The organism is Pseudomonas phenolilytica (assembly GCF_021432765.1).
In the GTDB taxonomy this organism is placed as follows: domain Bacteria; phylum Pseudomonadota; class Gammaproteobacteria; order Pseudomonadales; family Pseudomonadaceae; genus Stutzerimonas; species Stutzerimonas phenolilytica.
In genome coordinates this window covers 1,917,199-1,929,766 of the sequence record NZ_CP058908.1, presented here as the reverse complement: position 1 = coordinate 1,929,766, position 12,568 = coordinate 1,917,199, and the positions used below count along the sequence as shown (strand labels likewise).

At 61.7% G+C, this 12,568-nt stretch carries 18 protein-coding genes; 10 read left to right on the top strand and 8 right to left on the bottom strand.

Annotation, left to right across the window (positions count from 1 at the left end):
* Positions 1 to 21 precede the first annotated feature (21 nt).
* The 8 genes from murA to HU825_RS09210 all read right to left on the bottom strand — a co-directional run bounded on the left by murA (position 22) and on the right by HU825_RS09210 (position 5,261).
* A complete protein-coding gene (gene murA / locus HU825_RS09245; RefSeq protein WP_138299324.1) occupies positions 22 to 1,287 on the bottom strand; it encodes a UDP-N-acetylglucosamine 1-carboxyvinyltransferase in 1,266 nt (421 codons plus the stop codon).
* Positions 1,288 to 1,387: 100 nt separating this feature from the next.
* Positions 1,388 to 1,627 (bottom strand): BolA family protein, encoded by a 240-nt coding sequence (locus tag HU825_RS09240; RefSeq protein WP_234303350.1) that lies wholly within the window; start codon positions 1,625 to 1,627, stop codon positions 1,388 to 1,390.
* Between the two features lie 100 nt (positions 1,628 to 1,727).
* Positions 1,728 to 2,219 (bottom strand): phosphate-starvation-inducible protein PsiE, encoded by a 492-nt coding sequence (locus tag HU825_RS09235; RefSeq protein ID WP_156716298.1) that lies wholly within the window; start codon positions 2,217 to 2,219, stop codon positions 1,728 to 1,730.
* On the bottom strand, positions 2,216 to 2,545 hold the full coding sequence (locus HU825_RS09230) for an STAS domain-containing protein (protein ID WP_234303349.1): 330 nt from the start codon (positions 2,543 to 2,545) through the stop codon (positions 2,216 to 2,218). The genes HU825_RS09235 and HU825_RS09230 overlap by 4 nt, the downstream gene beginning before the upstream one ends.
* Positions 2,538 to 3,185 (bottom strand): MlaC/ttg2D family ABC transporter substrate-binding protein, encoded by a 648-nt coding sequence (locus HU825_RS09225; protein WP_156716296.1) that lies wholly within the window; start codon positions 3,183 to 3,185, stop codon positions 2,538 to 2,540. Before HU825_RS09225 ends, HU825_RS09230 begins: the two co-directional genes overlap by 8 nt.
* Positions 3,186 to 3,197: 12 nt before the next feature.
* Positions 3,198 to 3,656, bottom strand: a complete 459-nt coding sequence (mlaD, locus tag HU825_RS09220; RefSeq protein ID WP_043295801.1) for an outer membrane lipid asymmetry maintenance protein MlaD — start codon at positions 3,654 to 3,656, stop codon at positions 3,198 to 3,200.
* Positions 3,656 to 4,453: a lipid asymmetry maintenance ABC transporter permease subunit MlaE gene (mlaE, locus tag HU825_RS09215; protein ID WP_043295800.1), complete on the bottom strand. Its 798-nt coding sequence runs from the start codon at positions 4,451 to 4,453 to the stop codon at positions 3,656 to 3,658. The genes mlaD and mlaE overlap by 1 nt, the downstream gene beginning before the upstream one ends.
* Positions 4,446 to 5,261, bottom strand: a complete 816-nt coding sequence (locus tag HU825_RS09210) for an ATP-binding cassette domain-containing protein (protein ID WP_043295799.1) — start codon at positions 5,259 to 5,261, stop codon at positions 4,446 to 4,448. Before HU825_RS09210 ends, mlaE begins: the two co-directional genes overlap by 8 nt.
* Before the next feature lie 259 nt (positions 5,262 to 5,520).
* On the opposite strand from HU825_RS09210, the gene HU825_RS09205 reads away from it, so the two are divergent.
* From HU825_RS09205 to HU825_RS09160, 10 genes are all read left to right on the top strand, one after another.
* On the top strand, positions 5,521 to 6,495 hold the full coding sequence (locus tag HU825_RS09205; RefSeq protein ID WP_043295798.1) for a KpsF/GutQ family sugar-phosphate isomerase: 975 nt from the start codon (positions 5,521 to 5,523) through the stop codon (positions 6,493 to 6,495).
* Positions 6,495 to 7,019, top strand: a complete 525-nt coding sequence (kdsC, locus tag HU825_RS09200; RefSeq protein ID WP_043295797.1) for a 3-deoxy-manno-octulosonate-8-phosphatase KdsC — start codon at positions 6,495 to 6,497, stop codon at positions 7,017 to 7,019. Before HU825_RS09205 ends, kdsC begins: the two co-directional genes overlap by 1 nt.
* Positions 7,020 to 7,027: 8 nt before the next feature.
* Positions 7,028 to 7,600: an LPS export ABC transporter periplasmic protein LptC gene (gene lptC / locus HU825_RS09195; protein WP_054093576.1), complete on the top strand. Its 573-nt coding sequence runs from the start codon at positions 7,028 to 7,030 to the stop codon at positions 7,598 to 7,600.
* A complete protein-coding gene (lptA, locus tag HU825_RS09190; protein WP_043295795.1) occupies positions 7,587 to 8,132 on the top strand; it encodes a lipopolysaccharide transport periplasmic protein LptA in 546 nt (181 codons plus the stop codon). Before lptC ends, lptA begins: the two co-directional genes overlap by 14 nt.
* Positions 8,132 to 8,857, top strand: coding sequence for an LPS export ABC transporter ATP-binding protein (lptB, locus tag HU825_RS09185; RefSeq protein ID WP_054093575.1), 726 nt, complete (start codon positions 8,132 to 8,134; stop codon positions 8,855 to 8,857). The genes lptA and lptB overlap by 1 nt, the downstream gene beginning before the upstream one ends.
* Before the next feature lie 152 nt (positions 8,858 to 9,009).
* Entirely contained in the window at positions 9,010 to 10,515 is a 1,506-nt protein-coding gene (locus tag HU825_RS09180; protein ID WP_043295794.1) for an RNA polymerase factor sigma-54, read from the top strand.
* Between the two features lie 74 nt (positions 10,516 to 10,589).
* Positions 10,590 to 10,898 (top strand): ribosome hibernation-promoting factor, HPF/YfiA family, encoded by a 309-nt coding sequence (gene hpf, locus HU825_RS09175; protein ID WP_008567313.1) that lies wholly within the window; start codon positions 10,590 to 10,592, stop codon positions 10,896 to 10,898.
* 8 nt (positions 10,899 to 10,906) lie between these two features.
* Positions 10,907 to 11,371 carry a PTS IIA-like nitrogen regulatory protein PtsN gene (ptsN, locus tag HU825_RS09170; protein ID WP_043295793.1) on the top strand — a complete coding sequence of 155 codons (465 nt, stop codon included), beginning with the start codon at positions 10,907 to 10,909 and terminating at the stop codon, positions 11,369 to 11,371.
* The gene (gene rapZ / locus HU825_RS09165) at positions 11,372 to 12,229 is read left to right on the top strand and encodes an RNase adapter RapZ (protein ID WP_043295792.1); all 858 of its coding nucleotides are present in this window, start codon (positions 11,372 to 11,374) and stop codon (positions 12,227 to 12,229) included.
* A 13-nt stretch (positions 12,230 to 12,242) separates the two neighbouring features.
* Entirely contained in the window at positions 12,243 to 12,515 is a 273-nt protein-coding gene (locus tag HU825_RS09160) for an HPr family phosphocarrier protein (protein ID WP_054093574.1), read from the top strand.
* The last annotated feature ends 53 nt before the right edge of the window (positions 12,516 to 12,568 follow it).

Here is a 12,568-nt window from a genome sequence, read left to right as displayed (position 1 = left end):
CCGCTGCGTCGCGGATTGCTATCAGCCCGGAACGCGGCGAATCTTCGCCCCCAGCAACTGCAGCTTCTCCTCGATGCACTCGTAGCCACGGTCAATGTGGTAGATGCGATCGATCAGGGTATCGCCCTCGGCCACGAGGCCGGCGATCACCAGGCTCGCCGATGCGCGCAGGTCGGTCGCCATCACCGGCGCGCCCTTGAGCCGATCGACACCGGTCACGATGGCGGTATTGCCTTCGACGAGGATCTGCGCGCCCATGCGGTTCATTTCGTAAACATGCATGAAGCGATTTTCGAACACCGTCTCGATCACCGTGCCAGTGCCTTCGGCGATGGCGTTGAGGGCAATGAACTGCGCCTGCATGTCGGTGGGGAATGCTGGGTAAGGTGCGGTACGCACGTTGACGGCCTTCGGCCGCTTGCCCTTCATATCCAGCTCGATCCAGTTGCTGCCGCTGTCGATGTGCGCGCCAGCCTCAACCAGCTTGTGCAGCACTGCCTCAAGCAGCGTGGCGTCGGTATCCTTCAGGCGCACACGGCCGCCAGTCGCTGCCGCAGCTACCAGATAGGTGCCGGTCTCGATACGATCGGGCATGACGCTGTAGCGGCCGCCACCGAGGCGCTTGACGCCGTCGATGACGATGGTGTCTGTGCCCGCACCGGAAACCTTGGCCCCCATCGCATTGAGGAAATTGGCCAGATCGACCACTTCCGGTTCGCGCGCGGCGTTTTCCAGCACGCTGCGACCGTTGGCCAGGGCAGCAGCCATCATGATGTTCTCGGTGCCGGTGACGCTCACGGTATCGAAGAAGAAGGTTGCGCCGCGCAGGCCGCCAGCCGGTGCCTTGGCCTTGATGTAACCGCCTTCGACCTCGATCTGCGCCCCCATCGCCTCCAGACCGCGAATGTGCAGGTCTACCGGGCGCGAACCGATGGCACAACCACCCGGCAATGCCACTTCAGCCTCGCCGAAGCGCGCGACCATCGGGCCGAGCACCAGGATCGATGCACGCATGGTCTTGACCAGCTCATAGGGCGCGACCAGCGTCTTGATACTGCTGGCGTCCACCTCGACGCTGAGTTTTTCGTCGATGACTGGCTGAACACCCATGCGTCCGAACAGCTCGATCATCGTGGTGATGTCGTGCAGGTGCGGTAGGTTGCAGACGGTGACCGGCGTGTCGGCCAGCAGGGTCGCAGCCAGAATCGGCAGGGCGGAGTTCTTCGCGCCGGAAATGCGAATCTCGCCATCGAGGCGAGCACCACCGGTAATAATCAGTTTATCCATGAATGTTCCCGTAACCCGCAGGCTGGAAAGCTCTGTCGAAGGGCGTGGCGCGGTCTTCGCGACGCGCGCGGCCTGGAATGTGAATCGCCTCGACCGCCGCTCAGGCGCGCGCGGCCCAGTCGGCACGACTGAAGAATTTCATGGTGACGGCATGAATGCTGCCATCGGCGATCCACGGATTGAGATGCGCGTAGATCTGCTGCTGCCGCTTGACCGGCCCCAGGGTGGCCAGATCGTCGCTGATCACATTGAGCTGGAAGTTGCAGCCTTCGCCTTCCACTTCCACCACAGCTCCGGGAAGCTTCGCTTCCAGAAAATTCTTCACTTCTAGGGCCTGCATGTTCAACCTCGATCGGCGCAGGACGCGCACGGGCCGGCCATCATACAAAAAAGCCCGGAGGCTGCGAACCCCGAACCGCGCTGGCGAGACGCGGTTCGTCTCATTCCAGCGTCTCGGCCGCCTGGTCGCGTTCAGGACGCCGCGCGTGGCGGCCGCTATCGCTTTGCACCGCCGGGAAGCGCGATGAGGCAAAGCGCACCACCAGAATCGCCAGCGCCAGCAGCAGGATCGCGCCAGACACGTAGACGACGCCCATGTCCGGGCGATGGTGATGGGAAATATCAGAGATCAACAGTCGGGTTAGCGCGGTAATCGCCACATAGATCAGGAAGCGCACCGGCATGTGGTTGGTCTTGAAATAGATGCCGACCATCGCGCCCAGCTCGAGGTAGATGAACAGCAGCAGAATATCGTCGACCGTAATATGCCCCTTCTCGACCATGCCGAGGAAGGCCAGGAAAGCCGCCCACGCCGTCACGCCACCGATAGCGAACAACGCAAGATAATGAAACCCCTCGACCAGCAGGTTGCCCAGCGCTTCGGCCAGGCCATGAAGCTGGTCGCGCATGCGTTCGGCCCAGCGCAGACTCATGTGTCGCCCCCCGCAGATACCGCATCCAGCGGCAGGATGTCCAGCAGCCCGGAGACCCGGGCGATTTCCAGCATGTCGGCCGGCATCCCGGTGATGCGCACCTGACGCTGTGCCGCCCGGGCGTCGCGCATGAAGGCCAGCAACAGCGACAGGCCGACGCTGCTGGACTTCTCCACCGCCGAACAGTCGAGCACCAGCGCCGCGCCCATCTCTGCACGAATCAGCTCCCGACCCTGCTCACGCAGAACCGGACCGGTACGCAGATCAAGCACACCCAGCAGACGCAATGCTCCGCCGGGCAGGCTTTCGATGCGTCCGTCATTCATTTCCGCTGGCCTGCTGACCGGCCGACGTGTCCTTGGCGCGAGCCACGACCTCGGCCCAACCATCGATGGTCTTGTCCAGATCGCCACCATTCTTCTGCATCGAGTCAGCGAACTGGTCGCGGAACAGCTTGCCAATGTTGATGCCGTTGATGATCACGTTGCGCACACGCCATTCGCCGTCGTTAACCATCGTGTAGGAAACCGGGTAGACCTCGCCCTGGCGCCCGACCACTTCCATGCCGACGCTGGTACGCTTGCCGTCCTGTTTGCCGGTCGGCGGCAAAACGCGGATCTGCTGGTTGTTGTATTCGAGCAGGGCATTGCCGTAGAACTGCATCAGGCTGCGTTTGAAGTTTTCTTGAAAGCGCGCCATCTGCTCGGGTGTAGCGCTGCGCGAGTATTTGACAGTCATGATGCTGCGCGAAATGCCTTCGGCATCCACGACCGGCCCGAGAATGCCGTTCAGCGCATCGTAGAACGCCGAAGGATCGCTGCGGTACTGCTCCTTGTTGGCTTTCAGATCGGCCAGCAGCCGATCGGTGGTCTGCTGAATCAGCTGGTGCGGGCTCACCGCCGCCTGGGCAAACAGCGGCAGTACGGCCAGCAGAACCAGCAGCCCGCGACGCAGGGCAGTCATCATTCGAAGCACTCCTTATTCCTTGTTAACCGAGTTGAGCAGGAACTTGCCGATCAGGTCTTCGAGCACAAGCGAAGACTGGGTGTCGCTGATCGTGTCGCCATCACCAAGCGCTTCCTCGTCACCGCCAACACTGATGCCGATGTACTTCTCGCCGAGCAGCCCGGCGGTAAGGATCGAGGCGGTGGAATCGACCGGCAGCATGTCGACATCCTGCTGTATTTCCATCGTCACGCGACCAGTGAAGCTATCGCGATCCAAATCGATGGCAGTGACCTTGCCAATGGTCACGCCGGCCATGGTCACCTTGGATCTGACCGTCAAACCGGCAATATTGTCGAAAAAGGCATACACCTTGTAGGTATCGGCATTACCGACACTCAACCCGCTGACCCGCAGCGACAACAGCAACAGCGCCAGCAGACCGGCAAGCAGAAACAGGCCGACACCCATTTCCAGTGAGCGGATACGCATCAGAAATCTCCAAACATCAACGCGGTCAGAATGAAATCGAGGCCCAGCACCGCCAACGAGGCGTATACCACGGTACGCGTCGTGGCCCGGCTGATCCCTTCGGAGGTCGGCTCGCAGTCATAGCCCTGAAACACCGCGATCCAGGTCACTACTAGCGCGAACACCAGGCTTTTGATCACGCCGTTGAGCACATCCGAGCGGAAGTCGACACTGTTCTGCATGTTGACCCAGTACGACCCCTCATAAACACCGAGCCAATCAACGGCAACCATTGCCCCACCCCAGATGCCGACCACATTGAAGATCAGCGTCAGCAGCGGCAACGAGATGAAGCCTGCCCACAAGCGCGGTGCGATGATGTACTTGAGCGGATCGACCCCGATCATCTCCAGGCTCGACAACTGTTCGGTGGACTTCATGTTGCCGATCTCGGCCGCCAGCGCCGAGCCCGCACGACCCGCGAACAGCAGGGCCGTAACCACCGGCCCAAGCTCGCGCAGCAGGGTCAGAGCGACCATCTGGCCGACCGCCTGTTCCGAGCCGTAACTACTGAGGATGTTGTAGCCCTGCAGCGCCAGAACCATGCCGATGAAGATGCCAGACACGACGATGATCGCCAGCGACAACACACCCACCGAGTAGAGCTGCCTGATCAGCAGCGCCAGGCCGTTGCGTAGCCCGCTACGGCCGAACAGCGCGTGGACCAGAAAGATCGTCGAGCGCCCCAGTGCCGCGAGCACATCGAGCCCCGCGCGACCGAGCAGGGCGATCCTGTCCAACAGCGAACGCTTACGCATCGGCGCCTCCCAACAGATCGTCAGCATAGGCCGGCGCAGGAAAATGAAACGGAACCGGGCCGTCGGCCGACCCAGTCATAAACTGCCGGATGCGCGGATTGTTAGACTCCATCAACTCTGCCGGCACGCCCTGGCCAAGCACCTGACCGTCGCCGACCACATAGATGTAGTCGGCGATCGATGCGGTCTCCGCGAGATCGTGGGACACGACGATACTGGTGATTCCGAGGGCATCGTTGAGCAGTCGGATCAACCGCACCAGAACGCCCATCGCGATCGGATCCTGACCGGCGAACGGCTCGTCGTACATGAGAATCTGCGGATCCAGCGCGATAGCCCGCGCCAGCGCCACGCGACGCTTCATCCCGCCGGAGAGCTCGTCGGGCATCAGCTCGACGGCGCCGCGCAGGCCAACCGCCTGCAACTTCATCAGCACGATATCGCGGATCATCTCCTCCGGCAGCCGGGTGTGCACCCGCAGCGGGAACGCGACGTTCTCGAACACATCGAGATCGGTGAACAACGCACCGCTCTGGAACAGCACGCCCATCTGCTTGCGCATGTCGAACAGTTCGCTACGCGAAAGACTCGGCAGGTTGTTGCCGGCCACCCAGATCTCGCCACGATGCGGCATCAGCTGGGCGGCTATCAGGCGCAGCAGGGTCGTCTTGCCGCAGCCGGACGGCCCCATGATCGCAGTGACCTTGCCGCGAGGAATGGCAATATCGATGTTGTCGAAGATACTTCGCTCACCACGCATGAAGGTCACTCCCTTCAGCTCGACGGCGAAGTCATTGCAGGCGCTCATCTGGTCTCCTTGCATGCAGTCTGCGAAACAGACGGCTCCCGACCGCTGCGGGATACTTTCTGCCATGACCGTTTTCGGCGGCGCACTATAGCACCGCCCTCACAGCGACCCAACCGACCGGAGTTTCCGGAGATGTCAGCGCAGACTTTGCCCACCCTCCGACGCTGCAATCGCGATCTGTGCATGGGCATTTTTCTCATCAGCGCGCGCTCGATTGGCGCTATAATCCCGCCCTTTTAATCGACCGACCTCGCCCACGATGAGTCAGAGCAGCCAACTGATAGACACCGCGCAACGCACCATCCAGCTGGAAACCGAAGCCGTCGAACAGCTTCGCAGCCGCATCGACGAACGCTTCGTGCATGCCTGCGAGCTGATCCTTGCCTGTAAGGGACGCGTGGTAGTCGTGGGCATGGGCAAGTCCGGTCACATCGGCCGCAAGATCGCCGCGACTCTGGCGAGCACCGGCACCCCGGCATTCTTCGTGCACCCGGCCGAAGCCAGCCACGGCGACATGGGCATGATCACCCGCGACGACGTAGTACTGGCGCTGTCCAACTCCGGCACCACCAGCGAGATCGTCACCCTACTGCCACTGATCAAACGCCTTGGGCTCAATCTGATCAGCATGACCGGCAATCCCGAGTCAATACTGGCCAAGGCCGCGGCAGTCAATCTCGACGCCAGCGTGGCCGTGGAAGCCTGCCCGCTCAATCTTGCCCCCACGTCCTCGACCACCGTCAGCCTGGTACTCGGCGACGCACTTGCCATCGCGCTGCTCGAAGCGCGCGGCTTCACCGCCGAGGATTTCGCATTTTCACATCCGGGAGGCGCACTCGGCCGCCGCCTGCTGCTCAAGGTCGAGCACGTGATGCACACCGGCGAGCGTCTGCCCAAAGTCCAGCGCGGCACCTCGCTGCGCGACGCCCTGCTGGAAATGACTCGCAAAGGGCTGGGCATGACCGTTGTGGTGGAGCACGATGGACGCCTCGCGGGAATCTTCACCGACGGCGACCTGCGCCGCACCCTCGACAAGGGGATCGACGTGCGCCAGTCACTCATCGACGATGTCATGACGGCCCGCGGCAAGACAGCCAATGCCGACATGCTGGCTGCCGAAGCGCTGAAGATCATGGAGGATCACAAGATCAACTCGCTGGTGGTGATCGACGCCACAGGGCTGCCGATCGGCGCGCTGAACATGCACGACCTGCTACGTGCGGGAGTGATGTGATGCACCAGGATCTGCTGCAGCGCGCTCGCGACATCCGCCTGGCGATCTTCGACGTCGATGGCGTACTGACCGACGGCCGCCTGTACTTTCTCACTGACGGCAGCGAATTCAAGACGTTCAACACACTGGACGGCCACGGCATCAAGATGCTGATCAATTCCGGCGTGCGCACCGCCATCATCAGTGGCCGCAAGACTCCCGTGGTCGAGCGCCGCGCTCAGAACCTCGGCATCCAGCATCTCTATCAGGGGCGCGAGGACAAGCTGGTGGTGCTCGACGAGCTGCTGGACGAACTGGGACTGAGCTACGCTGAAGTCGCCTATCTGGGCGACGATCTGCCCGACCTGCCGGTTATCCGCCGGGTCGGCCTGGGCATGGCCGTGGCCAGCGCCGATGCCTTCGTGCGCCAGCATGCCCACGGCGTCACCCGAGCGCGCGGCGGCGAGGGTGCGGCCCGCGAATTCTGCGAGCTGATTCTGCACGCCCAGGGCAACCTGGCGGCCGCTCAATCGGCCTACCTGTAGAGGTTCCGATGCTTCGCAAACTGCGCTTTCCCGCCCTGCTGATGCTGATTGCCGCCCTACTGGTGGCGGTCGGCTACTGGAACATCCGCCCGGAGAGCTTCATGCAGCAGCCGGCAGCGGCCGCCCCGGCGGAATCGCCGATCGATTTCTACGTGCTCAACGCCCGCACCGTACAGTTCCAACCGGATGGCAAGCGCCACTATGAGCTGACCGCGGACAAGATGGAGCACCTCAAAGCCAACGATGTCAGCCTGCTGACACGCCCCGACCTGTATGCCTACCGCGGCACCGAACTGCCCTGGCATGTTCGCAGCGAGCGCGGCGAAGTTGCCGCTGGCGGCAGCGAAGTCGAACTGATCGACCAGGTGCGCGTCGAGCGTACCGACGCCAAGGGCCGCCCCACCATTCTCACCACCAGCCGGATGACGGTGTGGCCGGAGAAGGATTATGCCGAAACCCGGCAAGCCGTTAGAATCGAGGCCGCCAACGGCGTCACGACGGCCACGGGAATGAAAGCGTATCTGGATGATGGCAGGATGCACCTGCTGTCCAATGTAAGAGGCAAGCATGAGCTGCGTTAAGACCCTCCCCCTCCTGCTCGGTTTGAGCGCATTGTTGCTTGGTACCACTGCCTCGGCACTGCCAGAAGATCGCAACCAGCCGATCCGCGTTCAGGCCGACACGGCCGAACTGGACGACCAGCAGGGCGTCGCGGTCTATCGCGGCGACGTGGTGATCACCCAGGGCACGATGAAGATCACCGGTGACACCGTAACTATTACCCAGGACGGCAATGGCGATGTCGAGGTCTTCACCTCCATCGGCAAGCCTGCCTATTACGAGCAGAAGCCGGCAGTAGACAAAGAGATCGTCAAGGCTTACGGCCTGACCATCCAGTACTTCGCAGCGAACGAGCGCATCGTGCTGATCGACCAAGCCAAAGTGGTGCAGGAAGGCAATACCTTCGAGGGCGAGAAGATCGTCTATGACACCCAGCGGCAGATCGTCAACGCCGGGCGTGCCACCAATACCGCGGTGACCACGCCGCAGCCGCGCATCGACATGGTCATCCAGCCACGCAAGAAAGAGCAGCCGGCGGAGCAGGCGCAGTAATGGCCGTTCTCAAAGCGCAGCACCTCGCCAAGAGCTACAAGAGTCGCCAGGTCGTGCGCGACGTCAGCCTGTCGATCGAGAGCGGGCAGATCGTCGGCCTGCTCGGCCCCAATGGTGCCGGCAAGACTACCTGCTTCTACATGATCGTCGGTCTCGTGGGCGCCGATCAGGGGCGCGTGCTGATCGACCAGCAGGACGTCACCCACCTGCCGATGCATGGCCGCGCCCGCGCCGGTATCGGCTACCTGCCACAGGAAGCGTCGATCTTCCGTAAACTCTCGGTGGCGGACAACATCATGGCGATCCTGGAGACGCGCAAGGACCTCGATCGCGCCGGTCGACAACAGGCGCTCGAAGCGCTGTTGCAGGAGTTTCACATCAGTCATATTCGCGACAGCCTTGGCATGAGCCTGTCCGGCGGCGAACGACGCCGGGTAGAAATCGCCCGCGCCCTGGCCACAGCGCCCAAGTTCATCCTGCTGGACGAACCTTTCGCTGGCGTCGATCCGATCTCCGTGGGCGATATCAAGCAGATCATCCAACACCTCAAGGCCAAAGGTATCGGCGTTCTGATCACCGACCATAATGTTCGCGAAACACTGGATATCTGCGAAACGGCCTACATCGTCAACGACGGCCAGCTGATAGCCGAGGGCGACGCCGAAACCATCCTGGCCAATCAGTTGGTCAAAGAAGTCTACCTGGGCCACGAGTTCCGCCTGTGAGCGGTCGGCACGTCGGTTTTTTGCGTAATCCAACAGTTCTGGCCTAGGCAAAGGCTTCGCTGGCAGGCATATAATTTGCTTTCATTCGGCGCCTGGCGCCTATTGGGAATAGGCGCGGTTGCGCCGGCACATAAGGTTCGAAGTCCTCTGCCATGAAACCATCGCTAGTCCTGAAGATGGGCCAGCAGCTGACGATGACGCCGCAGCTGCAACAAGCCATACGACTGCTGCAGCTTTCTACGCTGGATCTGCAGCAGGAAATCCAGGAAGCCCTGGATTCCAACCCGATGCTCGAGCGCGAGGAGGACGGCGATGACTTCAGCCACGCCGATCCCATGGCCGAAGCCGCCGACCAGAACGGCGAAGGCTCCTCTGCCAGCCAGACAAGCAGCGACAATCGTTACGAAGAACCCGCACATAACGCCGACCACCTGGAAGAAGGCGACTGGGGCGAGCGCATTCCTAGCGAACTGCCCGTCGACACGGCCTGGGAAGACATCTACCAGACCAGCGCCAGCAGCCTGCCGAGCAGTGACGATGACGATTGGGATTTCACCACCCGCACCTCAAGCGGCGTCAGCCTGCAAAGCCACCTGCTCTGGCAACTCAACCTGGCGCCAATGAGCGATACCGACCGCCTGATCGCCACGACCCTCATCGACTGCATCAATGACCAAGGCTATCTGGAAGAAAGCCTGGAAGAGGTGCTCGAGTCGCTGGACCCCGAGCTCGAGGTCGAACTCGACGAGATTGAAGTGGTGCTCCACCGTATCCAGCAGTTCGAACCCGCCGGCATCGGCGCCCGCAACCTGAGCGAATGCCTGCTGCTGCAACTGCGCCAGCTGCCCGAACAGACCGCCTGGCTGGAGCAGGCCAAGCAACTGGTGAGCGATTACCTGGATGTTCTGGGTAATCGCGACTACAGCCTGCTGATGCGCAGGATGAAGCTCAAGGAAGATGAGCTACGCCAGGTGATCGAGCTGGTACAGAGCCTCAACCCGCGCCCCGGCTCGCAAATCGAGGCCAGCGAGCCAGAATATGTGGTGCCAGATGTGATTGTGCGCAAGCACAACGATCGCTGGCTGGTGGAGTTGAACCAGGACGCCATGCCGCGCCTGCGGGTCAACGCGCAATACGCCGGCTTCGTCAAGCGCGCCGACTCCAGCGCCGACAACACCTTCATGCGCAACCAGCTGCAGGAAGCGCGCTGGTTCATCAAGAGCCTGCTGAGCCGCAACGAGACGCTGATGAAGGTCGCCACGCAGATCGTCGAGCATCAGCGTGGCTTTCTCGAACACGGCGACGAAGCGATGAAGCCCCTTGTGCTACACGACATCGCCGAGGCGGTAGGCATGCACGAATCGACCATCTCGCGCGTGACCACGCAGAAATACATGCACACGCCACGGGGTATTTATGAGCTGAAATACTTCTTCTCCAGCCACGTCAGTACGGCCGAAGGCGGCGAGTGCTCCTCCACCGCTATCCGCGCGATCATCAAGAAGTTGGTCGCTGCGGAAAACCCCAAAAAGCCATTGAGCGACAGTAAGATCGCTGGTTTACTGGAGGCACAGGGCATCCAGGTTGCCCGTCGTACCATCGCCAAATACCGTGAATCGCTTGGTATCGCTCCCTCAAGCGAGCGCAAGCGGCTATAGTGCGGCCAGGTTGAATGTTTCGGCGGCAGGTTCTGTACCGGCCACCTTCGCAGCAGGCAATTAGGAGAAGCAGTATGCAAATCAACATCAGCGGTCTTCATCTGGAAGTGACTGACGCCCTGCGTAGCTATGTCGAGGAGAAATTCGAGCGGCTGTCCCGCCACTTCGATCGCATCATCAGCATCCAGGTGATCCTGCAGGTCGAAAAGCTCAAGCAGAAGGCCGAGGGCACGCTGCACATCGCCGGCCGCGAAGTGGTGGCCAATGCCGAGCACGAAGATATGTATGCCGCCATCGATCTGCTGGTCGACAAGCTCGATCGCCAGCTGATCAAGCACAAGGAAAAGCAGCTCGACCACACCCAGGGCGTAGTGGCTCGCTGACTCGCATCATGATCCGACTGGAATCCATCCTGACCCCTGGGCGTTCCCTGGTGAACGTCCCAGGCGGCAGCAAGAAACGCGTCCTCGAGCAGATCGCCAAGGTGATCGCGCAGGACCTGCCCGACCTCGATGCTCAGGCGATCTTCGAAAGCCTGATCGCCCGCGAAAAACTCGGTTCCACCGGTTTCGGCAATGGCATCGCCATTCCGCACTGCCGCATGGCGGGCTGCAATTCGCCGCTCAGCGCTGTGCTGCGCCTGGAGGCACCGGTGGACTTCGACGCCATCGATGGTGCGCCGGTCGATCTGTTGTTCGTTTTGCTGGTACCGCAAGCGGCGACGGATGAACATCTCGAACTGCTGCGCCAGATTGCCAGCATGCTCGACCGCGAAGACGTCCGCCAACGCCTGCGCCAGGCCCCCACCAACGACGACCTTTATCAGGTTGTGGTCGATGTGCAAAACGGCCAGTAGATGCGCCTGATCATCGTCAGCGGCCGCTCCGGATCGGGAAAAAGCACCGCCCTCGACGTGCTGGAGGACAACGGCTTCTACTGTATCGACAACCTCCCGGCCGGCCTGCTACCGGAGCTGGCCGAACGCGCCCTGCTTCACACCGAGCTGCTGCAGCCGCAGGTCGCCGTGTCCATCGATGCACGCAACTTGCCGAGTCAGCTCAAGCGCTTCCCCGAACTGCTCGACGAAGTACGCTCCCGACATATCCACTGCGACGTGATTTACCTCGATGCCGATGACGAAACCCTGCTCAAGCGTTTCTCGGAGACCCGTCGGCGCCACCCGCTGACCAACGACAAGCGCTCGCTAGCTGAGGCGATCCGCGATGAGGAGTTGCTGCTTGCATCGATCATCGACCACGCCGACCTCAAGATCGACACTACGCACCTGAATCTCTATCAGCTGCGCGACACGCTCAAACTGCGCCTGCTCAACCAACCCGAGCCCGGCACCGCCTTTCTCATCGAGTCGTTCGGTTTCAAGCGTGGTATGCCGGTAGATGCGGATCTGGTGTTCGACGTGCGCTGCCTGCCGAACCCTTACTGGAAGGCCGAGCTGCGTGACTATTCCGGTCTCGATCAGCCGGTCATCGACTACCTGTCCGCGCAGCCGGATGTTGACGAGATGTTCCAGGATATTCACGGCTACTTGAGCAAGTGGCTGCCCCGTTTCGCTGCCAGCAATCGCGCCTACGTCACGGTCGCCATCGGCTGCACCGGCGGCCATCACCGTTCCGTTTACCTGGCCGAACGCCTGGGCCAGGCGCTCAAGGCGCCTTTGAAGAATCTGCAGGTTCGCCACCGCGACCTAGCCTAGGACGAACAACCCCATGCCCGCCCGCGACGTCACCATCATCAACAAGCTCGGCCTGCACGCCCGCGCGGCCGCCAAGTTCGTCGGCGTAGCCAACCGTTATCCATGCAGCATTCGCGTCGGACGCTGCCCCGACACCCTGGTAGATGGCAAGAACATCATGGCGGTCATGATGCTGGCTGCCAGCAAGGGCACTGCCCTGCATCTACAGACCGAGGGCGAGGAAGACGAGGCAGCCCTGGGCGCACTGGTCGCACTGATCGAAGATTATTTCGAGGAAGGCGAATAGGCCTTGCGCCCCGGCGAGCAGGATTATTCCTACTCGCCGTTCCGCCCCCTCAT